Origin of the sequence: Sphingobium sp. TKS (assembly GCF_001563265.1) — a bacterium.
GTDB lineage: Bacteria > Pseudomonadota > Alphaproteobacteria > Sphingomonadales > Sphingomonadaceae > Sphingobium.
The window spans coordinates 2,625,724-2,646,651 of sequence record NZ_CP005083.1 but is presented as its reverse complement, the minus strand read 5'-3'; the positions used below and the strand labels follow the sequence as shown (position 1 = coordinate 2,646,651).

Below are 20,928 nucleotides of genomic sequence, written 5' to 3'. Positions count from 1 at the left end.
TTATTCTGCCAGCTTATCCAACAGCGCCTTGGCAGCGGCGGTTTCGGCCTCCTGCTTCGAGCCGCCCGTCGCGCTCGCTTCGCCCGCGCCCTTGATCGAGACCGTTACGGTGAACTTCAGCGCATGGTGCGGGCCGGATCGGTCGGTCAGCGCATATTCGGGGGGCTTGCGCTTGTTGGCGGCGGCCCATTCCTGAAGTGTGGACTTGGGATGTTTGGGCGCGGTCGCCTGCGTGTCGACACGATCGCCCCAGAGACGGCGGACAAGGGTGCGGGCTTCTTCAAGACCCCCTTCGAGGTAGAGAGCGCCGATCAGCGCTTCCATGACGTCGCCCAGCACATTGTCGCTGTCGGTCGCGCCATCGTCCCGGGCTTGCTTGCCAAGGACGAGATGGGTTGGAACTCCGGCAGACCGGGCTACCTCGGCACAGGTTTCGCCCGAAACGAGGGCGTTGAAGCGGCGGGAGAGCTTGCCTTCCGGTTCGCTTGAAAAGCGGTCATAGACCCATTCAGCGATCAATAGACCGAGAATGCGGTCTCCGAGAAATTCCAGCCGCTCGTAATTGGTCGCATTGGCGCTGCCATGGGTCAGCGCCTGGTTAAAGGCGACGGGGTCTTTCGGCGCGCGGCCGATCAGCGCCTTGAGCCAGCCATCCGTGTCGGCTTTGGTCAAAATCCTTCCCCAATTCGGCTCCAGCGCGCCGCGGTGAACCAGGTCCAGGGGAGCAGCCAGTTGGCGCTGCCATCGGTGGAGAAGACGGAAATCATCGCCTTGCCGACCAGATTTTCCTCCGGGACAAGGCCGATGCCGCCGCCGTCGACCGCCGGGAAGCGGCTGTCGGCGCTGCGGTCGCGATTGTCGCCCATCATGAAGAGATGGCCTTCGGGCACCACCACCGTGTCGCGGTCGTCAGCCGCGCCGTCCGGCACCAGATCGAGGACATTGTAGCTTTTGCCGCCCGGAAGCGTCTCGCGATATTGCGGGTAACGGCACTGACGGCCGCTGGACACGACCTCCTCGAACTTCGGGCGATAGCAGGGGGAGGGGCTGCCTTCCTTGGCGGCCGCGTCTTCCATATTGGGCGTGACGGGAATGACGAGGTCCGCCACCTTCTGCTTTGGAATGGCCTGACCATTCAGGTAGACGGTGCCGCTGCGCACGGAGATCATGTCGCCCGGCAAGCCGATGACGCGCTTGATATAGTCGTTCTTCTGGTTCGGCGGCGCCTTGAACACCACCACGTCGCCGCGCTGGGGCGTCGAGGCAAGGATGCGGCCGGGGATCAGCGGAATGCCGAAGGGCAGCGAGTAGCGCGAATAGCCATAGGGCCATTTCGCCACCAGCAGATAGTCCCCGATCAACAGGCGCGGCTGCATCGATTCCGACGGGATGTTGAAGGGCGAAACGATGAAGCTTCGCAGGATGAAGACGAACACCGCCAGCTTTGCGAGAAACCAGAGGAAATCCCGCGTTTCGGATTTTGCGCTCATGCTTGGTCGTCTTTTCCTTCAATTCGCCCTGAAAACAGGCCGTCGCGGCTTTTGCGGGTTCGTAAAGCCGCCGTCAAGCGCGCTAGAGACCAAGCGATCATCACTTGATGGACCTTCACGACCTGATTTTTCTGCCTGAACGGTGCAATAGCGGAACGACTTGGCTAGGATGGGCAAGAATCGACAGGTGCAGCGTCGGTATCGATCAACGGCAAATGAATGAAGGATATTCCCCAATGTCCAGCCCTGCACTGGCAGCGCTTGCGGCTCTTCCCCAGGCCGATCTCAAGTCCATCTTCACCACCGATCCCGACCGGCTGAGCAAGTTCACTCTGACCCAAGGGCCGATCCGCTTCGATTGGTCGAAGACGCATCTGACGGATGCGCTGCTCGACGGCTTTCTGAAGCTGGCCGAGGAAAAGGGCTTTGCCGCGCAGCGTGACGCGCTGTTCGCGGGGGAGGCGGTCAACAACACCGAGGGCCGCGCCGCCGAGCATCCCGCCGAGCGCGGCGAGGGCAATGCCGACAGCGTGGCGCGGGCCAAGATGTTCCATGCCCGGATGCGGGCGCTGATCGACGCCATCGAAGGCGATGCGCTGGGACCGATCCGGCATATTCTGCATATCGGCATTGGCGGGTCGGCTCTGGGGCCGGACCTGATCATCGATGCGCTGGGCGGCGATGGTGCGCGCTATGACGTCGCCATCGTGTCGAATGTCGACGGCACCGCGCTGGAGCGGGCGATTTCGCGTTTCGATCCGGAGGCGACGCTGATCGCCGTGGCCTCCAAGACGTTCACGACCACCGAAACCATGCTGAACGCCGCGAGCGCGATCAACTGGATGGTCGAGGCCGGGGTGGATGATCCCTATGGCCGAGTGATCGCGCTGACCGCCTCGCCGGAAAAGGCGATCGAGTGGGGCGTCGATGAAACGCGGGTGTTGCCCTTTGCGGAAAGCGTGGGGGGGCGTTATTCGCTCTGGTCTTCGATCGGGTTTCCGGCGGCTCTGGCGCTGGGTTGGGACGCTTTCGAGAGCCTGCTGGAAGGCGCGGCGGCGATGGACCGGCATTTCCGTCTGGCGGAGCCGAAGGCCAATGCGCCGCTCATCGCGGCCTTTGTCGACCAATATTATACGCGGGTTCTGGGTTGCCAGACGCGGGCCTTGTTCGCCTATGACGAGCGGTTGCGGCTGCTGCCCTCCTATCTCCAGCAGCTCGAAATGGAGAGCAACGGCAAGAGCGTGACGCGCGATGGTCAACCTGTCGATGGGCCGACGGCGGCGATCACCTGGGGCGGCGTGGGTACCGATGCGCAGCATGCGGTGTTCCAGTTGCTGCATCAGGGCACGATCCTGGCGCCGGTCGAGTTCATCGCCTCCATCGATCCGGGCCATGCGCTTGATCCGGCGCATCACCGGGCATTGCTGGTCAACTGCTTCGCGCAGGGCGCGGCCTTGCTGCGGGGCAAGGACAATGCGGCCGATCCGGCGCGGGCCTATCCGGGCAACCGGCCTTCGACCACGATCCTGCTGGACGATGTCACGCCGGAGGCTCTGGGCGCGCTGATCGCCTTCTATGAACATCGGACCTTCGCCAATGCGGTGCTGATGGGGATCAATCCCTTCGATCAGTTCGGCGTCGAGCTGGGTAAGGAAATCGCCAGGTCCATCGAGGCGGAAGGGCCGAAGGGCTTTGATCCCTCGACCATGGCCTTGATCGATCTCGCGCTTGGCGGCGTATAAGCGCAAATCTCATTTGTAACTCCGCTGGCTAGCCTCCATATGCGAGCGCGATCCAGCGGAGAGATATATGAGCGACTACGACTTCGACCTTTTCGTCATCGGCGCGGGATCGGGCGGCGTTCGGGCTTCCCGCGTGGCTGCGGCCCATGGGGCGAAGGTCGCGGTGGCGGAGGAATATCGCGTCGGCGGCACCTGCGTCATTCGCGGTTGCGTGCCCAAGAAGCTCCTCATCTACGGCGCGCATTTTGCCGAGGATCTGAAGGATGCGCGGCGTTTCGGCTGGAATGTGCCGGATTGCGATTTTGAATGGACCACGTTGCGCGACAATGTGCTCGCTGATGTGGACCGGCTGGAGGGCCTCTACAAGAACACGCTCGACAGCCATAAGGTCGAGCTGATCCCGGAGCGGGCGACGATCACCGGGCCGCATGGCGTCAAGCTTGCCAGCGGGCGGGAGATCAGCGCGAAATATATCCTTGTCTCGACCGGCGCATGGCCGATCGTCCCGGAGATCGAGGGCGCCGAGCATGGCGTCACTTCCAACGAAGTCTTCCATCTGGAGGAATGCCCCAAGCGGATTGTGATCGTGGGTGGCGGCTATATCGCCAATGAATTTGCGGGCATATTCCACCAGTTCGGCAGCCATGTGACGATCGTGAACCGATCGAACACGCTGCTGCGCGGTTATGACGAGCAGATTCGCGACCGGCTGCTCCAGATTTCGACGATGAAGGGGATCAATTTCCGCTTCAACGCCGAGATGGAGAAGATCGAGAAGAATGAGGACGGCACGCTCTGCGTCCGTTTCAAGAGCGGCGATCCGGTGGCCTGTGACCTGCTGGTCTTCGCGACCGGGCGCCAGCCGCATGTCGATGGGCTGGGGCTGGAAAATGCCGGGGTCGAGCTCAACGAGAAGGGCGCGATCAAGGTCGATGACTATAGCCGGACGAGCTGCGAGAGCATCTATGCGGTGGGCGATGTCACGGACAGGCTGCAACTGACGCCGGTGGCGATCCGTGAGGGCCATGCCTTTGCGGACACGGTGTTCGGGGATAATCCGCGGACCGTGGATTATAACTGCGTGCCTTCCGCCGTGTTCAGCCATCCGCCCCTGGCGGGCGTCGGCATGACCGAGGCGCAGGCGAAGAACAAGCTTGGGACGGTGAAGGTCTATACCTCCGATTTCCGGCCGATGAAGAATGTGCTGGCCGGGCGGGACGAGCGGGCGCTGTACAAGATGGTGGTGGATGCGACGACCAATCGTGTGGTCGGGCTGCACATGATCGGGCCGGATGCGCCGGAGATATTGCAGGCGGCTGCCATTGCGGTGAAGGCTGGGCTGACCAAGCAGGAATTCGACGACACGGTCGCCCTGCATCCGAGCATGGCCGAGGAACTGGTGCTGTTGAAATAAGCTTCCGGGCGAAATCGGGATAGCGTTTTCGATTTCGCTCCAGGCGAACGGATCAGCGGTCGGCTACAAAGGTGAGGACGAGCGCGTCGCGCCAGGCGGGTTGCGCCGGGTCGACCGCATGAATTTCGGTGACGCCGTGCATGATGCGATGGTCGTCGATCAGCACCGCATCACCGGGGCGGGCGAGGGTGAATTCGCCCAATTCCTTGCCCTCCGGCGTGCCGATGCGGGTGACGCCTTCGCGGACGTTGCGGCGTTCGACCAGCATCACGAAGACCCATTCCACGCCGTCGCGATGCATGCCTTCAGGTGTGGGGCGGCCCAGTTCGCCGGTGCCCGCTTCGATGCGGAACTGGTGGAGTTCGACATGCTGCCGTCCTGCCAGGGGGAAGCTGCGAGCGCAGAAGGCGAAGATCGACTGCATCACGGCATTGTCTATCGTGCTTTGCCCGACGGGATCGAACCAACGCTGCACATCGCCATTCAAGGGATTATAGTCGCGGCTCTGAAAATGCGGCTGATGGGGCTTGCGCGTGAAGCCGCCATGCTCGCAAGCGAAAGTCGCGTGACGGCGGCGGCGGTAGCGGCCCCCATCCGCCATATAGAGGTCGGGGCCGAGATCGTCCCAGCTTTGGCCGAATGCGGCCCAATCGGCGGACTGGATCGCGAGACGATCGAACAGGTCGGAGCCGGACAGGCGGGCATAACCGGCGCCCTCCAGTTCGTGCCCGAGTGCTATGTCCGTCAGAATGTCCGTGTCGCTCATCCATCTTTCCTTATCCGGAGAGAGGGACGAGCGACAGGGCCAGTTCCCGCAAGCAGGATTGCCAGGAAGGTCAGGCGCCCGAACTTCAGGCGCCCGAACTTCAAGCAATGGTCGGAACGATCCCACCCTCCGCCCGGATCGCGGCGCCGTTGGTGACGGCGGCGAGCGGGCTGGCGAGATAGGCGACCATCGATCCGATTTCATCCGCTTCGATCAGGCGGCGGATGAGGGACAGCGGGCGCAGCTTCTGGAAGAATTCGGCCTCGCGCTCGGCTTCCGGCGCATCCTTGTTGTCGACCACCGACTGGATGAAGTCGACGATCCCCTCCGAACGGGTCGGCCCCGGCATGACCGAATTGACCGTGACGCCGGTACCGCGCGTCTGTTCGGCAAGGCCGCGGGAAATGGCGAGCTGGGCGGTCTTTGTCATGCCGTAATGGATCATCTCGCCGGGGGGCAGCAGCGCGCTTTCGCTGGCGATGAAGATGATGCGGCCCCAATTCTTCTCGATCATGCGGGGGAAATAGTGGCGAGCGAGGCGGGCGCCGCTGACGACATTGACCTCAAAGAAATGATGCCAGTCCTCGTCGGAGATTTCTGTGAAGGGCTTGGCTTCGTAAATACCCAGATTGTTGACCAGGATGTCGATGTCCGGCGCGGCTTCGATGAGGGCGGCAGCGCCCTCCGCCGTGGCGGGGTCGGCCAGGATGGGACGGACCTTACCGGCCTGGCCAATTTGCGCAGCCGCCTCGTCCAGCTTGGTTTGGTTGCGGCCAGTGATGACGACTTCCACGCCTTCTTCAGCAAGGCGCTTGGCGATGGCGAAGCCGATGCCGGCGGTCGATCCGGTGACGAGGGCGGTCTTTCCGGCGAGTTTCAGGTCCATGGGGTACTCCTGCGTTCGTGGTGAACGCAGAAATAAGCGAAGCATGCATTGATGATTAGAATGACGGTCATCATAATAGAAGTGATTTAAAATCATGGATGGGTCATGGATAATCGCTTCGGGGATATCGAGACATTTCTGGCCGTGGCGCGGGAGGGCAGCTTCGCTTCCGCCGCAAAGATATTGCGGCTCACTCCATCCGCCGTCAGCCGGAGCATCGGACGGCTGGAGCAGCGGCTTGGCGTTACCTTGCTGCGGCGGACGACGCGTTCGCTGGCGCTGACGATGGAGGGCGCCGCCTATCGCGATCGGATGACGGCGCTGATGGCGGAAATGGCCGATGTCGAAAGCGGGCTGGGTCAGGAGGAGCAGGGGCCGCGAGGGCTTTTGCGGGTCAATGCGTCAGTGTCCTTCGGCAATCACTGCCTGCTGCCGATCCTGCCGCAATTTCTGGCGCGTCATCCGGCGGTGGCCGTCGATCTGGCGCTGTCCGATGCGGTGGTCGATATGGTGGAGGAGCGGGCCGACATCGCCATTCGGATCGGGCCTTTGCGCGATACGCGATTGCGGGCGAAGAAGCTGGGGCATAGCCGCATGGTGCTGGTCGCCAGCCCTGCCTATCTGGCGGCGCGGGGAACGCCGCGGACGCCGGAGGATCTGGACGGGCATGATTGCCTGCAGTTCAGCTTTCGCCGGGCGGTGGATAGCTGGCCGTTCCGGATCGGCGCGCGGACGGTGCAGCGGCCGGTTCAGGGCCGGTTCTTCGGCAATTCCGGTGAGGTCGTGCGGCTGATGGCGATCGCGGGAGGCGGGATTGCGCGGCATGGGCGCTTTCATATCGCGGGTGATTTGCTGCATGGGCGATTGGTCGAGGTGCTGGGGGATTATAGCGCGGGGGATGGCGAGGATATCCACGCGCTTTATTCCGCGCAGGACCGGCTGGGAGCGCGAGTGCGGGCTTTTCTCGACTTTCTGGACGAGGCGTTGGAGTTTACGGCCTGAAATGGAGTGGTTGGAAATGGCCAATTGCACTCACCAGGCGATACGTGTTCCTGCGAAATGTCCCCAATCCATCCCTATCGCCTGATATTTGTTATCCCGCTTGTCGGACTTCGGTACTTCTTTAGAAGCATTTCCGATTGAGGTGGGCGAACAGGGGGCGGGATGAGTGGAGGCGCGGTCGGTACCGGCTATGTGATGGACGCCAGGCGGGACCGGCTGGTGATTAGCGCGTCCGCGCTCGGCACAGTGTTCGAATGGTATGATTTCTACATCTATGGCGTGCTTGCGCCGATCATCGGGCGGACATTTTTCCCGACCGACAATCCTACCGTCGAACTGCTCTATTCGCTGGCGGGCTTTGCCATCGGGTTCGGGTTCCGCCCGCTGGGTGCTGCGCTTTTCGGCTATCTGGGCGACAGGCTGGGGCGCAAATATACCTTCCTCGCCACCATCGTCCTGATGGGTGCGGCGACGGCGGGCGTCGGCCTGACCCCATCTGCCGCGAGCATCGGCATGGCGGCGCCGGTCATCCTGATCCTGCTGCGGATCGCGCAAGGGTTGGCGCTGGGTGGGGAATATGGCGGCGCGGCGATTTATGTCGCGGAACATGCGCCGCCTGGCCGAAGGGGCTTTTTCACCAGCTTCATCCAGGCGGGGGTGATCGGCGGCTTCATCCTGTCGCTGATCGTCGTGGTGGGAACGCAATGGATCGTCGGCAAGGCGGTGTGGGACGATTGGGGATGGCGTCTGCCCTTCATATTTTCGCTGGCGCTGCTCGCGATCTCGCTCTGGATGCGGCTGATGTTGCGCGAAAGCCCGGTCTTCACGGCGATGAAGGCGGCGGGCGGCCAGTCGCGCAACCCGCTGAAGGAGGCCTTCACCTATCCCGGCAACAAGCGGCGGATGCTGGTGGCGATGATCGGCATTGCCGCGGGCTTTACCGTCATCGCCTACACCGTCATGTTCCAGGCGCTTTATTTCCTGCAAAACGGACTGCATGTCGCGCCGGGCATGGCGCAATTGCTGGTGGGCGGCAGCGCCTTTGCAGGCGTCGCGGCCTTCATCTTCTTTGGCTGGCTGTCCGACCGGGTGGGTCGGAAGAAGCCGATCGTCATCGGCTATGCGCTGGTGCTGGTGCTGATCATGCCGCTTTATCACTTCATGGGAAGCGTGGCGAACCCGGCCCTCTATCAGGCAGCGCAGCGCGCGCCGGTGATCGTGAGCGGTCCCGATTGCAGCTTCGACCCCTTTGCCAAGATTCAGCCGACCGCCTGCGGCAAACTGCTCGACCATTTTTCCAAGCGGGGCATCGCCTATGAAAAGCGGGAGGCGGCGGCACCTTCGGTCAACATCGGTCCCATGGCGGTCACGGACCTGAGTGCGGAGGGGCTGGATGCGGCCTTGCATGCGGGGGGATATGATTCGGCTGTCGTGACGCCTGACTGGTCCCGCGCCCTGCTGCTGTTCCTGGGGCTGCTGCTGCTCTGGACGCTGTCAGGGGCGACCTATGGTCCGGTCGCGGCGCTGCTGTCGGAATATTTCCCGGCGCGGATACGCTATAGTTCGCTGTCCATCCCCTATCATATCGGGACCGGCTATTTCGGCGGGTTTCTGCCGCTGGTCAGCCAATATATCGTGGCGCGGACGGGCGATCCCTATGCGGGTCTATGGTATACGATCGCGGTGGTGGCGGTCGCCCTGCTGACCTGCATCATCGCCTTGCCGGAAACGCATGGAGCCGAGATGAATGCCTGATGCCTCGACGCTGATGTCGTGGAGCGCTATCCCCAATGTGATGATTGATTTTTCTGCACCGCTGCGTTTGCGTTTGGATGGGGACGCGCTGCTCGCCAATTGGCGTTGGTTAAAGCGGCAAAGCGGTCCGGCGGCCTGTGGCGCCGCGATCAAGGCGAATGGCTATGGTCTGGGCAGCGAGGCGGTTATGCGGCGTTTGCTGGATGCGGGATGCCGGGACTTCTTCGTGTCCAATTGGGCCGAGGCTGTCGTGCTGGAGCTGTTGATAGGCGATGGCGTGTCGCTTTCCGTGCTGCATGGCGTGCGGGAGGAGGACATGGCCGTTGCGCTGGCGTCGCGCGCCCGGCCGGTGCTGTGCACCGAAGGGCAGATTGCGCGCTGGAAGCAGGCTGGCGGCGGGCCTTGCGATGTCATGGTCGATACCGGAATGAACCGGCTGGGGCTGGATTGGCGTGGCGATGTTTCGGCGCAGGTCGCGGGGCTGGAGGTGGCGACATTGCTCAGCCATCTGGCTTCCGCCGACGAGGATGTGCCGCTCAGTCAGATCCAGTTGGAGCGGTTTGTGGCGTTGCGCGGCGATGTGGGGGCGGCGCGTTATAGCCTGGCGAACAGTGCGGGCATTTGCCTCGGGACCGCTTTTGCGTTCGACATGACGCGGCCGGGGATTGCGCTTTATGGCGGAGTGCCGCGAGAGGAAGCTGCCGGGCAGATCGGGCAGGTCGTGTTTCCCGAAGCGCAGGTGCTGCAACGCCGCCGCGTGCGGGCGGGTGACACTATCGGTTATAATGCGACCCATCGCGCAGCGGTTGACATGGAGATCGCGGTGCTGAACCTTGGCTATGCCGACGGCTATTTGCGGGGGTTTTCGGGGCGCGGTTCCATGGCCATTGACGGCAAACATTTGCCGGTTGTTGGCCGGGTCTCCATGGATCTGACGGCTGTTGACGTTTCCGCTCTGCCTGACGTCGCGGAAGGAGATTGGCTGAGCGTCGACTATGCGTTGGTGGAAGCGGCTGCGGTTTCGGGGCTGTCGCAATATGAGTTGCTGACCGGGCTGGGCGCGCGTTTCGATCGCATCTGGCGCTGATTGAGTCCAGGCGCAAAAAAGGCCGCCGGTCCGGAATGGGATCGGCAGCCCTTTTATTCGTTTACTGCTTGCTCAGCGCTCGACGCACATGGCCACGCCCATGCCGCCGCCGATGCACAGGGTCGCAAGACCCTTCTTGGCGTCGCGCTTCTGCATTTCGTAGAGCAGGGTGGTGAGGACGCGGGCGCCCGAAGCGCCGATCGGATGACCGATGGCGATCGCGCCGCCGTTCACATTGACCTTGGACGGATCCCAACCCAGTTCCTGCCCCACGGCCAGCGCCTGCGCGGCGAAGGCTTCATTGGCTTCGATCAGGTCCAGATCGGCCAGCGACCAGCCCGCCTTGGCCAGTGCGCCACGGCTCGCGGGAGCCGGGCCGATGCCCATGATCGACGGATCGACGCCGCAGGTCGCGAAGCCGGCGATGCGCGCCAGCACGGGGGCGTTGCGCCTGGCGGCTTCCTCGGCGCTCATCAGGACGAGAGCGGCGGCGCCGTCGTTGATGCCGCTGGCATTGGCGGCAGTGACCGTGCCGTCCTTCTTGAAGGCCGGGCGCAGGCTCTGCATCGCTTCCAGCGTGGCGCCGGCGCGGATATATTCGTCGGCGTCGACGATGGTGTCGCCCTTGCGGCCCTTGATCGTTACGGGAACGATCTCATCCTTGAAGCGGCCCGATGCGCGGGCGGCTTCGGCCTTGTTCTGGCTGGCGACGGCGAATTCGTCCTGCGCCTCGCGGCTGATCTGATATTTCTCGGCCAGATTTTCCGCCGTGATGCCCATGTGATAATTGTTGAAGGCGTCGGTCAGGCCGTCATGCGTCATCGTGTCGATGAAGGAGATCGGCCCCATTTTCGCGCCGCCGCGCAGATATTGGGCATGGGGCGCCAGCGACATGCTTTCCTGACCGCCCGCGACCATGATGCGGGCGTCCCCGGCGCGGATCGCCTGCGCTGCGAGCGCAACCGCGCGCAAGCCCGAACCGCAAAGCTGGTTGAGGCCGATGGCGGTCCGCTCGACCGGGATGCCGGCGTTGACGGCGGCTTGGCGGGCGGGGTTCTGGCCCTGCGCCGCGGTCAGAACCTGGCCCAATATGACTTCGTCGACTTCATCCGGCGCGACGCCTGCCTGGGCGAGAGCGGCGACGATGGCGGTGCGGCCCAGCTCATGCGCGGGGGTCGATCCGAAAGCGCCCATGAAGCTGCCGACGGCGGTACGCTTGGCGGCGGTAATGACGATGTCTGACAAAGCCTTGATCCTCAGTTCCGGTGGTGATTGTTTTCGCGGGTGCACATATCATCATCCGCCATGGCTGGAAAGCCATTGGGACAGAGGTTCCCACAGCAAAGTGCGTGCGCCGCCGCCCACGATCATGCCGACATGGCCAAGGCTCAAGGTCGTGCCTGCCGCCATTTCCGGGGCGGCGGCGGCGGGAACGATGCGGTCGGTGGCGGAACGGATTGAAAGCGTGGGACAAGTCAGCCGGCGGGGATCGACCGCTTGTCCGCCGATCCGCCATTCGCCCCGTCCGCTCGCATTTGCGGCATAGAATTGCTCGAACAGATCATGTCCCGCGGCATAGCTGAGCGGCGGCCCGCCATTGGCCCAATCCTCGACCGCCAGAAAGGCATGTTCCTCGTCCGAACCGACCGCCATGTCGGCAAAGGCCGCATATTTGCGAATCGTCCGGGCGGGGTCCATCGCCCAGAAACCGGATTGCAGCACCTCCATTGGCACATAGCCCAGGCGCTGGCACATGGGTTTGGAACTGCGCCACAGCGCGCCGATCTGTTCCCGGTCGGCGGCAGGGAAGCCGTCGAAATTCCACGGCGCCGCAATGGTCGCGAGCGCTCTTGCAGGTTGCAATGCCGCAGCGCCGATCGCCAGATTTCCGCCAAGGCAATATCCCACCAATATGGGCTGCCGGGGCAGGGCCGCCAGCATCGGCAGCAACCGCTCCGTCACATGACGGTCCAGTCCGAGCGCGCCGTCATCCGCCGCGGGCGCGCCCCAATCGACCAGATAGGCGTCATGTCCTGCTGCGCTCATGTGGCGCAGCATGGAACGGCTCTCGGACAGGTCCAGCACTTGCGGCGGATTGATCAGCGAAGGGACGAAAACCACTGGGTGACGGCCGTTTTCCGTCCCATAGCGGAGCAATTTCGCGCTGCCCGCCGATGCGGCGATGGCAGGCGTCGTGGGCGGAGCGGAACGTCTAGCCTCTTGATATTTCCGCAAACCTTGGAAGGCCCGCTTTCGCAGTTCGGGATCGTCCTGCGTTCCGCGCCATAAAATATTGAGAAAAAGGGGTAATGGCCGCGGCCCATGTTGCGGCGCGGCATACTGCTGTGCTAATGCGGAAAATGCAGGTGTGGGAGAGGTATCCATGGCCAAATCTAAGACCGCGAACGAATCCGAACCGGTCGTTATCAAGAAGTACGCTAACAGGCGGCTCTATAACACAGAAACGTCGAGTTATATCACGCTGGATCTTTTGTCGCAGATGACTCGTGAGGGGCGCGAGTTCGTTGTCGTCGACGCGAAGACCGGAGAGGACATCACGCATAATGTCCTGACGCAAATCATCATGGAGGAGGAGCAGCGGGGCAAGAACATGCTGCCCGTCAACTTCCTGCGCCAGTTGATCGCCATGTACGGCGATTCCATGCAGTCCATGGTGCCGCAATATCTCGAAGCGTCGATGGACGCCTTCCGCAAGAACCAGCAACAGTTCCAGGAAGCGATGAAGGGGGCTTTCGGCGGCGGTCCGCTGGCGGAGATCGCCAAGCGCAACATGCAGATGTTCGAGGCTGCGGCCAGTGCGTTCGGCACGGGTATGCCTGGCGTGCCGGGAATGACGCCACCGACGCCGGCACCCGCCGCCGATGAGAGCAAGGATGATGAGATCGCGCAGCTCAAGGCGCAATTGGCCGCGCTCAATGCCAAGATCGACAAGCTGAGCTGAGCCGCGCTTTCGGCGGTCCTTTGGGGTCGACAGGCATGGCGCGCTTGGCTTATGGCGCGCCATCCACTCGAATTTAAGGTCGATCCCCGTGAAGCACGCCCTTTCCGTTACCCGCGAACAGGATTTCGCCGCCTGGTATCAGGCCGTCATTTCCGAAGCCGACATGGCAGAGGAAAGCGGCGTGCGCGGCTGCATGGTCATCCGGCCCTGGGGTTACGGCATCTGGGAACGGATGCAGAAGCTGTTGGACGATCGCATCAAGGCGACCGGCCATGAAAATTGCTATTTCCCGCTGTTCATTCCGCTCAGCTACTTCGAGAAGGAAGCCGAGCATGTCGACGGCTTCGCCAAGGAAATGGCGGTCGTCACCCATCACCGGCTGATCCAGAAAGATGGGCGGCTGGTGCCCGATCCCGAAGCGAAGCTGGAAGAGCCGTTGGTGGTTCGTCCGACTTCGGAGACGGTGATAGGTGCGGCTTTCTCGCGCTGGGTGCAGAGCTGGCGCGACCTGCCGGTGCTGATCAACCAGTGGGCCAATGTGGTGCGTTGGGAGATGCGCACGCGGATGTTCCTGCGCACGGCGGAGTTTCTCTGGCAGGAGGGGCATACCGCTCACGCCAGCGTCGATGAGGCGATGGAAGAGACGCTCAAGATGCTGGAAGTCTATCGCAGCTTTGCCGAGGAATGCGTCGCGCTGCCGGTGATCGCAGGCGAGAAGCCGGAGAATGAGCGCTTTCCCGGCGCCGTCGCGACCTATTCCATCGAGGCGATGATGCAGGATGGCAAGGCGCTTCAGGCGGGGACTTCGCATTTTCTGGGGACCACCTTCTCGCAGGCGCAGAATATTAAGTTCCAGAATGCCGAGGGACAGCAGGAACTGGCCCAGACGACCAGTTGGGGCGTGTCGACGCGGATGATCGGCGGCCTGATCATGGTGCATGGCGATGATGACGGGCTGCGCGTGCCGCCGCGGGTGGCGCCCTATCAGGTGGTCGTTGTGCCGATGCTGCGCGATACGGACGAGGATGCGGCGATCCTGGATTATTGCGGCGAGCTGGTTGCGGAGCTGAACAAGCAGGATGTGTTCCGCGAGCCGGTGCGCGCGCTGCTGGACCGGCGGCCGGCCAAGGCGGCGAACAAGCGCTGGGGCTGGGTCAAAAAGGGCGCGCCGGTCGTGATCGAAGTTGGCGGGCGTGACGTGGCCGGGGGCAATGTGTCCGTCATTCGCCGCGACCGGCTCTATCGCGAGGATGGCAAGCTCGACAGCCGGATCGTGGCGAAGGGGGATTTCCTGGGTGCCGCGACGGGCATGCTGGAGGAAATCCAGCAGGCGTTGTTCGCGGATGCGCAGGCGCGGCTGCTCGGGAATATCGACAAGTCGATCGGCTCGCTCGATGCGCTCAAGGCCTATTTCGGGGCGAGCAAGAAGCCGGGTTGGGCGCTGGTGCAGTGGGCCAAGCCGACCGGCGCCGCGCTCGACAAGGTGATCGAGTGGCTGAAGGGCGAGAAGCTGACGCTGCGCAACGTGCCGTCTGATGCGGAAGCGGCCGATGGCGCTTGCATCTTCACCGGCGAGAAGGCGATGGAGCGGGTGCTGGTGGGGCGCTCTTATTAATTTACTCTCCCCTCCCGCACGCGGGAGGGGAGTTGGAAGCGTTTACAGCACATATTTGCTGAGGTCGGTATTCCGCGCGACCACGGCGAGTTGCTTCTCGACATAGGCCGCATCCACCACCAGCGTTTCGCCCTGGCGGTCCTCAGCCTCGAAGCTCACATCCTCCAGCAGCTTTTCCATCACCGTCTGGAGGCGTCGGGCGCCGATATTCTCGATCTCGCTATTCACCTCCGCCGCGATCTTCGCCACGGCGCGGATGCCGTCCGGCGTCAGGTCGATGGTCACGCCCTCGGTCGCCAGCAGCGCGCGATATTGCGCAACAAGGCTCGCCTTGGTGTCGGAGAGGATCGATACGAAATCATCTTCCGTCAGCGCCTTCAGCTCGACGCGGATGGGCAGGCGGCCTTGCAATTCGGGCAGCAGGTCGCTGGGTTTCGCCACATGGAAGGCGCCGCTCGCAATGAACAGGATATGGTCGGTCTTAAGTGGGCCATATTTGGTCGAAACCGTCGTGCCCTCGATCAACGGCAACAGATCGCGTTGCACGCCCTCCCGGCTGACGGAACCGCCGCGCACGTCGCTGACCGCGATCTTGTCGATCTCGTCGAGGAAGACGATGCCGTTCTGCTCCGCGCTGGAAATGGCGACGCGGGCGACATCGTCCTGATCCAGTCGCTTGTCCTGCTCTTCCTCGACCAGCTTGTCCCAGGCGTCCGCGACGCGCAGCTTGCGGCGCTTTTTCTGTTGCTGACCGAACGCCTTGGACATCATGTCGCTCAGGTTGATCATGCCGATCTGACCACCCATGCCGGGGATTTCCATCGGCATGGAGGGGCTGTCGGCCACTTCCACCTCGACCTCGACATCGTTCATCTGGCTGTTTTCGATCCGCTGGCGGAAGGAAAGGCGGGTGGCTTCGCTTGCCTCCTTGCCGGTCAGCGCGTCGAGCAGGCGGGCCATGGCGGCTTCGGACGCGGCTTCGCGCACCGCCTCGCGGCGGCGGTCGCGTTCCAGGCGAACGGCTTCCTCCACCAGATCGCGGACGATCTGCTCCACGTCGCGGCCGACATAGCCGACTTCGGTGAACTTGGTGGCTTCCACCTTGACGAAGGGCGCGTCGGCCAGCTTGGCGAGGCGGCGGCTGATCTCGGTCTTGCCGCAGCCGGTGGGGCCGATCATCAGGATGTTCTTGGGCGTCACTTCATCGCGCAGATCGGGCGCCAGCCGCTGACGGCGCCAGCGGTTGCGCAGGGCGACGGCGACGGCGCGCTTGGCGTCGGCCTGGCCGATGATGTGCGAATCCAGTGCGGAAACAATGGCTTTTGGCGTTAGGTTGTCGTTCATTTCTGTCCTTATCCCCTCCCAAATCGGGGAGGAGGCGGGGGTAGGGCCATGGAAAGGGGTTCAGTTCACGCTTTCCAGCTCTTCGATGACGAGCTGGTCGTTGGTGTAGACGCAGATATCCGCCGCCACCGCCATCGCCTTGCGGGCGAGGATTTCGGCGTCTTCCTCATATTCCACCAGCGCGCGGGCTGCGGCGAGGGCGAAATTGCCGCCCGAACCGATGGCGGCGACACCGCCGACCGGCTCCAGCACATCGCCGTTGCCGGTCAGGATCAGCGTCACTTCCTTGTCCGCGACGATCATCATCGCTTCCAGATTGCGGAGATATTTATCGGTCCGCCAGTCCTTGGCGAGTTCCACCGCGGCGCGCATCAACTGGCCGTTATGGCGTTCCAGCTTGGCCTCCAGCCGTTCGAACAGGGTGAAGGCGTCGGCGGTCGCCCCGGCGAAACCGCCGATGACCGATCCGTCGTGGAGGCGGCGCACCTTGCGGGCATTGGGTTTCATCACTGTCTGGCCCATGGAGACCTGGCCGTCACCGGCCACGATCACCTTTCCGTTCTTGCGTACCGACATGATGGTTGTGCCATGCCAGACCGGCATGCTGTTCGAGCGTTGATCGTTCATGGCCCGGCATATGGGAGCGATGAGGACGGCGTGCAAGCGTCCTAAGGCGAAGCGCCCAATCGTGTCATTTTCTGGACGGATTTATTTCAATTCGTTCAGGAACCAACCTCGCTCAATTGACATTGTGCAACGCAGCAACAATCATTCAGGCATGTTGCAGCGAGGTAAAAGCATGACCCTCAAGGCCAGAGCGCAGGAAAAGGTCGAGCGTGCGGGAATATCCAACTATTCGTTCGACCATGATGTGCTGGTGATGTGCGGCGTGCGCTATACGATTGCCGCCTGCGATTGTGGCGAACCGGATTGCGACGGCGTGCGCCTGGAGAAAGATGCGGCCGTTGCCAGCCGCATCCTCCAATGATCCGGCGATCCCGCCCGATCAGTTGATGGCTTTTTCCCCGGCGCGGCCGACGGATTCGATGTCCCGGCCCGCACCCTTCACGGTGTTGCAGGCGGCCAGGGAGGAAAGAAGCAGCCCTGCAAGAACGAGGGCGACGGTTTGACGCATGGGATATGCACTCCTTTTGATAACGTTCCGACTATAACGCCAATGGCGCGGATAAGTCCATTTTTGGAAATCGCGTTCCGGAGGCGCTTGACAGGCGGCGCGGCGGATGCCAATGGCCGCCTCCTCCTTACAGGGGGCGCGTAGCTCAGCGGTAGAGCACACCCTTCACACGGGTGGGGTCACAGGTTCAATCCCTGTCGCGCCCACCATGATCCGGGCGATCATGGTGGAGAAATATTATTTCCCAACATTGATCTTTTCATCTGCTTGGCGCTAATCTTCTGCGCCATGTGATGCGGCGGTTGCGCCGTCAAGCAAGGGATGAAAATGTCGCCATATCTGAAAAGCGGCGCGGCTGTCGGCGCGCTGCTGCTTTCCGTGATCTCCGCTCAGGCGCAGGACAAACCGACGCCAAAGGAACTGACACTTGAGCGGGTGTTCGCCAGTCCAGACCTGTCCGGACCGCAGCCGCGGGCGTTGAAGCTCTCGCCCGACGGCAAGCTGGTAACATTGCTCAAGCCGCGCGCGGATGAGAAGGAGCGGCTGGACCTCTGGGCGGTCGATACCTCCACGAGTGTCGAGCGGATGCTGGTCGATTCGAAGAAGACCGGCAGCGGCGCGGAACTCTCCGAGGCGGAGAAGATGCAGCGGGAACGCGACCGCTCCGTCGCGGGGAACAGCGGCATCGTCAGTTACGACTGGGCGCCCGATGGGAAGTCCATCCTCGTGCCGGTCGACGGCGACCTCTATCTGGCGGCGCTGGATGGGAAGGTGACGCGGCTCACCGATACGCCGGACGGCGAACTGAATGGCGTAGTCAGTCCCAAGGGCGGCTTCCTATCCTTCGTGCGCGGCGGCAATTTCTTCGTTCAGCCCATGGGCGGGACGGAGAAGCAACTCACGCAGGGCGCCAGCGATACGGTGAGTTGGGGCGTTGCCGAGTTCGTGGCGCAGGAGGAAATGGATCGGCGGACGGGCTATTGGTGGTCGCCGGACGACAAGATGATCGCCGTCGCTCGCGTGGATGAAAGCCCTGTCGGCATTGTCACCCGCACCGCCATCGGCGGCGAGGGCACGAAGGTTTATGCGCAGCGCTATCCCGCCGCCGGGACACCCAATGCGCTGGTCGATCTGTATGTGATGAAGCCGGATGGCGGGCCGCAGGTGAAGGTCGATCTCGGGCCGCAGAAGGATATCTACCTCGCCCGCGTCGACTGGTCGAAGGACGGCAGGACGCTCTATGTCCAGCGCGAGAGCCGGGACCAGAAGGTGCTGGACCTGCTCGCCGTCGATCCGGTGACGGGCAAGGCCAGGGTGATCCTGACCGAGAAGGCGAAGAACTGGATCAACCTCAGCAATAATTTCACGCCGCTCAAGGACGGCAGTTTTCTCTGGTGGTCGGAAAAGACCGGCCATGGCCATCTCTATCATGTGCGCGGCGGCAAATGGACGGCGCTCACCAGCGGCGATTGGGAAGTGCGCGATGTCGTCGGCGTGGATGAGGGCAGGGGCATCGTCTATTTTACCGGCAACAAGGAAACGCCGCTGGAGCAGCAGCTGTACGCCGCGCCGCTCGCCAAGGCGGGGCCGCTCAGGCAGTTGACTTCGACCGGCTGGTGGAATGATGCCGTGATGGATCGTGCCGCAAGCCGGATCGTCGTCGCGCGCAGCAATACGGATCAGCCCCGCCAGGTCTATCTGGCCGACAGCGCGGGCAAGCAGCTCCAATGGCTGTCCGAGAACGCAGTCAAGGGCGATCATCCCTATGCGCCTTATCTCGCCAGCCATGCGAAGACGAAATTCGGCACGATCAAGGCGTCGGACGGGTCGACGCTCTACACCCGCATCATGACGCCGCCGCTGGAGGCCGGGAAGCGCTATCCCGTCTTCATGCTGCATTATGGCGGGCCGGGCACCGGGCGGCAGGTCACGAACTCATGGGGTTCGCCCATCTATCAATATCTGGTGGATCGGGGCTGGATCGTCTTCGTGGTCGACAATCGCGGCACGCCCGATCGCGGCAAGGCGTTTGAGGACCATATCTATCACGCCATGGGCACGGTCGAGGTCGAGGATCAGCTTGCGGGCGTGAACTGGCTCAAGGTCCAGCCCTATGTCGATCCCGGCCGGATCGCGACCTATGGCTGGTCCTATGGCGGCTATATGTCATTGAAGCTGCTGGAGAAGGCGCCGGGCGTGTTCTCCGCGGCGGTGGCGGGCGCGCCGGTCACGAAATGGGAGTTGTACGACACCCATTATACCGAACGCTATCTGGGCGAGCCGCAGGAGAAGCCGAGCGCCTATCCGGGTTCCGGCGCAGTGGATGAGGCGGTGAAGATCAAGGATCCGCTGCTGCTGATCCACGGCATGTCCGACGACAATGTGGTGTTCGACAATTCGACCGCGCTGATGGCGAAGATGCAGGGTGCGGGCGTGCCGTTCGAGATGATGGTCTATCCGGGCCAGACCCATCGGGTCGGCGGACCGGGGATCAGTGTCCATCTGTGGCGGACCATAGAAGATTTTCTTGCGCGCCATGGGACGGCGCCGGAAATAGCGGGAAAATAGGGGCCGAAAGCTTCGCGGGGACGCGCCGATAACAAGCGCAGCTTTGCTCAGGCAAAGATGCTTCGTGCTGGACAAATGGCGCAAGCGCGCTATGGCGCCCACTCCGCAATGCAAGCATGGAGTGGAGTGTTTAGTCATGGGTTACAAGGTCGTCGTCGTTGGTGCCACCGGCAATGTGGGCCGCGAGATGCTGACCATTCTCGCTGAGCGCGAGTTCCCTATTGACGAGATCGCGGCGGTTGCCTCGCCCCGGTCGCACGGCACCGAAATCGACTTCGGTGATACCGGCAAGACGCTCAAATGTAAGAATATCGAGCATTTCGACTTCACCGGCTGGGATATTGCCCTGTTCGCCGCAGGCTCCGGCCCGACGGCGATATATGCGCCAAAGGCGGCGGCGGCCGGCTGCGTAGTGATCGACAATAGCTCGCTCTACCGCATGGACCCTGACGTGCCGCTGATCGTGCCCGAAGTGAACCCGGATGCGATCGACGGTTACAAGAAGAAGAACATCATCGCGAACCCGAATTGCTCGACCGCGCAGATGGTCGTTGCCTTGAAGCCGCTGCATGACGCCGCGACGATCAAGCGCGTCGTCGTCGCCACCTACCAGTCGGTTTCCGGCGCGGGCAAGGAAGGCATGGACGAGCTGTTCGAACAGTCGCGCAACATCTTCGTCGGTGATCCGGCCGAGCCGAAGAAGTTCACCAAGCAGATCGCCTTCAACGTGATCCCGCATATCGACGTCTTCCTGGACGATGGTTCGACCAAGGAAGAATGGAAGATGGTCGCGGAAACCAAGAAGATCCTCGATCCCAAGGTGAAGGTCACGGCAACCTGTGTGCGTGTGCCGGTGTTCGTCGGTCACTCCGAGGCGCTGAACATCGAGTTCGAGAAGGAAATCTCAGCCAAGGAAGCGCAGGACATCCTGCGTGAAGCGCCGGGCGTGATGCTCGTCGACAAGCGGGAGGATGGCGGATACGTCACCCCAGTCGAGTGCGTGGGCGACTATGCCACCTTCGTCAGCCGCGTGCGCGAGGACTCGACCATCGATAACGGCCTGAACCTCTGGTGCGTCAGCGACAATCTCCGCAAGGGCGCGGCGCTCAATGCCGTGCAGATTGCGGAGTTGCTGGGCCGCCGTCACCTGAAGAAGGGCTAA

The 20,928-nt window shown here is 62.8% G+C and carries 19 protein-coding genes and 1 tRNA gene; 11 read left to right on the top strand and 9 right to left on the bottom strand.

Going from position 1 to position 20,928, the window contains the following annotated elements; genetic code table 11:
- Entirely contained in the window at positions 1-672 is a 672-nt protein-coding gene (gene rnc / locus K426_RS13230; RefSeq protein ID WP_176392448.1) for a ribonuclease III, read from the bottom strand.
- Complete coding sequence (gene lepB, locus K426_RS13225; RefSeq protein ID WP_066557827.1) at positions 669-1,490, bottom strand: signal peptidase I; 822 nt, start codon at positions 1,488-1,490, stop codon at positions 669-671. Before lepB ends, rnc begins: the two co-directional genes overlap by 4 nt.
- Positions 1,491-1,726: 236 nt before the next feature.
- On the opposite strand from lepB, the gene pgi reads away from it, so the two are divergent.
- Positions 1,727-3,232: a glucose-6-phosphate isomerase gene (pgi, locus tag K426_RS13220; protein ID WP_066557824.1), complete on the top strand. Its 1,506-nt coding sequence runs from the start codon at positions 1,727-1,729 to the stop codon at positions 3,230-3,232.
- A gap of 67 nt (positions 3,233-3,299) precedes the next feature.
- On the top strand, positions 3,300-4,646 hold the full coding sequence (gene gor, locus K426_RS13215; protein ID WP_066557822.1) for a glutathione-disulfide reductase: 1,347 nt from the start codon (positions 3,300-3,302) through the stop codon (positions 4,644-4,646).
- A 52-nt stretch (positions 4,647-4,698) separates the two neighbouring features.
- Here gor and K426_RS13210 read toward each other — a convergent pair whose 3' ends face one another.
- Together K426_RS13210 and K426_RS13205 are read right to left on the bottom strand one after the other, a co-directional pair.
- The gene (locus tag K426_RS13210) at positions 4,699-5,412 is read right to left on the bottom strand and encodes a 2OG-Fe dioxygenase family protein (RefSeq protein WP_066557820.1); all 714 of its coding nucleotides are present in this window, start codon (positions 5,410-5,412) and stop codon (positions 4,699-4,701) included.
- Positions 5,413-5,512: 100 nt separating this feature from the next.
- Positions 5,513-6,298 (bottom strand): SDR family NAD(P)-dependent oxidoreductase, encoded by a 786-nt coding sequence (locus K426_RS13205; protein ID WP_066557818.1) that lies wholly within the window; start codon positions 6,296-6,298, stop codon positions 5,513-5,515.
- Between the two features lie 105 nt (positions 6,299-6,403).
- Here K426_RS13205 and K426_RS13200 point away from each other — a divergent pair, with 105 nt between their 5' ends.
- The 3 genes from K426_RS13200 (at position 6,404) to alr (ending at position 10,142) form a co-directional block, all read left to right on the top strand.
- Entirely contained in the window at positions 6,404-7,300 is an 897-nt protein-coding gene (locus K426_RS13200; RefSeq protein WP_066557817.1) for a LysR family transcriptional regulator, read from the top strand.
- Between the two features lie 162 nt (positions 7,301-7,462).
- Positions 7,463-9,055, top strand: a complete 1,593-nt coding sequence (locus tag K426_RS13195; protein WP_066557816.1) for an MFS transporter — start codon at positions 7,463-7,465, stop codon at positions 9,053-9,055.
- Between the two features lie 40 nt (positions 9,056-9,095).
- Positions 9,096-10,142, top strand: a complete 1,047-nt coding sequence (gene alr / locus K426_RS13190) for an alanine racemase (RefSeq protein ID WP_066561756.1) — start codon at positions 9,096-9,098, stop codon at positions 10,140-10,142.
- Positions 10,143-10,214: 72 nt separating this feature from the next.
- On the opposite strand, the gene K426_RS13185 is transcribed toward alr, so the two are convergent.
- Both K426_RS13185 and K426_RS13180 read right to left on the bottom strand, forming a co-directional pair.
- The gene (locus K426_RS13185) at positions 10,215-11,387 is read right to left on the bottom strand and encodes an acetyl-CoA C-acetyltransferase (protein ID WP_066557814.1); all 1,173 of its coding nucleotides are present in this window, start codon (positions 11,385-11,387) and stop codon (positions 10,215-10,217) included.
- A 51-nt stretch (positions 11,388-11,438) separates the two neighbouring features.
- Positions 11,439-12,527: an alpha/beta hydrolase gene (locus K426_RS13180; RefSeq protein WP_082748597.1), complete on the bottom strand. Its 1,089-nt coding sequence runs from the start codon at positions 12,525-12,527 to the stop codon at positions 11,439-11,441.
- Here K426_RS13180 and phaR point away from each other — a divergent pair.
- Positions 12,526-13,104, top strand: coding sequence for a polyhydroxyalkanoate synthesis repressor PhaR (gene phaR / locus K426_RS13175; RefSeq protein WP_066557811.1), 579 nt, complete (start codon positions 12,526-12,528; stop codon positions 13,102-13,104). The two genes, K426_RS13180 and phaR, sit on opposite strands and share 2 nt — an antisense overlap.
- Before the next feature lie 88 nt (positions 13,105-13,192).
- Positions 13,193-14,719 carry an aminoacyl--tRNA ligase-related protein gene (locus tag K426_RS13170; protein ID WP_066557808.1) on the top strand — a complete coding sequence of 509 codons (1,527 nt, stop codon included), beginning with the start codon at positions 13,193-13,195 and terminating at the stop codon, positions 14,717-14,719.
- A gap of 42 nt (positions 14,720-14,761) precedes the next feature.
- Here the strand turns inward: K426_RS13170 and hslU are convergent, their stop codons facing one another.
- Positions 14,762-16,063, bottom strand: a complete 1,302-nt coding sequence (gene hslU / locus K426_RS13165) for an ATP-dependent protease ATPase subunit HslU (protein ID WP_066557805.1) — start codon at positions 16,061-16,063, stop codon at positions 14,762-14,764.
- Positions 16,064-16,123: 60 nt separating this feature from the next.
- Positions 16,124-16,666: an ATP-dependent protease subunit HslV gene (gene hslV / locus K426_RS13160; protein WP_176392318.1), complete on the bottom strand. Its 543-nt coding sequence runs from the start codon at positions 16,664-16,666 to the stop codon at positions 16,124-16,126.
- Positions 16,667-16,862: 196 nt separating this feature from the next.
- Between hslV and K426_RS13155 the strand changes: the two genes are divergently transcribed.
- The gene (locus K426_RS13155) at positions 16,863-17,051 is read left to right on the top strand and encodes a hypothetical protein (protein ID WP_066557796.1); all 189 of its coding nucleotides are present in this window, start codon (positions 16,863-16,865) and stop codon (positions 17,049-17,051) included.
- An 18-nt stretch (positions 17,052-17,069) separates the two neighbouring features.
- On the opposite strand, the gene K426_RS13150 is transcribed toward K426_RS13155, so the two are convergent.
- Entirely contained in the window at positions 17,070-17,198 is a 129-nt protein-coding gene (locus tag K426_RS13150) for an entericidin A/B family lipoprotein (protein WP_066557794.1), read from the bottom strand.
- Between the two features lie 134 nt (positions 17,199-17,332).
- Here K426_RS13150 and K426_RS13145 point away from each other — a divergent pair.
- The 3 genes from K426_RS13145 to K426_RS13135 all read left to right on the top strand — a co-directional run bounded on the left by K426_RS13145 (position 17,333) and on the right by K426_RS13135 (position 20,928).
- Positions 17,333-17,407: transfer RNA gene (locus K426_RS13145), tRNA-Val, on the top strand.
- A gap of 118 nt (positions 17,408-17,525) precedes the next feature.
- Positions 17,526-19,766 carry a S9 family peptidase gene (locus tag K426_RS13140; RefSeq protein WP_066561750.1) on the top strand — a complete coding sequence of 747 codons (2,241 nt, stop codon included), beginning with the start codon at positions 17,526-17,528 and terminating at the stop codon, positions 19,764-19,766.
- Positions 19,767-19,902: 136 nt separating this feature from the next.
- Positions 19,903-20,928, top strand: a complete 1,026-nt coding sequence (locus K426_RS13135; RefSeq protein ID WP_066557787.1) for an aspartate-semialdehyde dehydrogenase — start codon at positions 19,903-19,905, stop codon at positions 20,926-20,928.

Bases quoted from the DNA above. Each gene is read 5' to 3' on its own strand.
- alr (WP_066561756.1), top strand. From the start codon at position 9,096: ATGATTGATTTTTCTGCACCGCTGCGTTTGCGTTTGGATGGGGACGCG.
- K426_RS13205 (WP_066557818.1), bottom strand. From the start codon at position 6,298: ATGGACCTGAAACTCGCCGGAAAGACCGCCCTCGTCACCGGATCGACC.
- pgi (WP_066557824.1), top strand. From the start codon at position 1,727: ATGTCCAGCCCTGCACTGGCAGCGCTTGCGGCTCTTCCCCAGGCCGAT.
- hslV (WP_176392318.1), bottom strand. From the start codon at position 16,666: ATGCCGGTCTGGCATGGCACAACCATCATGTCGGTACGCAAGAACGGA.
- phaR (WP_066557811.1), top strand. From the start codon at position 12,526: ATGGCCAAATCTAAGACCGCGAACGAATCCGAACCGGTCGTTATCAAG.
- K426_RS13140 (WP_066561750.1), top strand. From the start codon at position 17,526: ATGTCGCCATATCTGAAAAGCGGCGCGGCTGTCGGCGCGCTGCTGCTT.
- K426_RS13195 (WP_066557816.1), top strand. From the start codon at position 7,463: ATGAGTGGAGGCGCGGTCGGTACCGGCTATGTGATGGACGCCAGGCGG.
- K426_RS13155 (WP_066557796.1), top strand. From the start codon at position 16,863: ATGACCCTCAAGGCCAGAGCGCAGGAAAAGGTCGAGCGTGCGGGAATA.
- K426_RS13135 (WP_066557787.1), top strand. From the start codon at position 19,903: ATGGGTTACAAGGTCGTCGTCGTTGGTGCCACCGGCAATGTGGGCCGC.
- K426_RS13180 (WP_082748597.1), bottom strand. From the start codon at position 12,527: ATGGATACCTCTCCCACACCTGCATTTTCCGCATTAGCACAGCAGTAT.
- K426_RS13210 (WP_066557820.1), bottom strand. From the start codon at position 5,412: ATGAGCGACACGGACATTCTGACGGACATAGCACTCGGGCACGAACTG.
- lepB (WP_066557827.1), bottom strand. From the start codon at position 1,490: ATGAGCGCAAAATCCGAAACGCGGGATTTCCTCTGGTTTCTCGCAAAG.
- K426_RS13200 (WP_066557817.1), top strand. From the start codon at position 6,404: ATGGATAATCGCTTCGGGGATATCGAGACATTTCTGGCCGTGGCGCGG.
- hslU (WP_066557805.1), bottom strand. From the start codon at position 16,063: ATGAACGACAACCTAACGCCAAAAGCCATTGTTTCCGCACTGGATTCG.
- K426_RS13150 (WP_066557794.1), bottom strand. From the start codon at position 17,198: ATGCGTCAAACCGTCGCCCTCGTTCTTGCAGGGCTGCTTCTTTCCTCC.
- gor (WP_066557822.1), top strand. From the start codon at position 3,300: ATGAGCGACTACGACTTCGACCTTTTCGTCATCGGCGCGGGATCGGGC.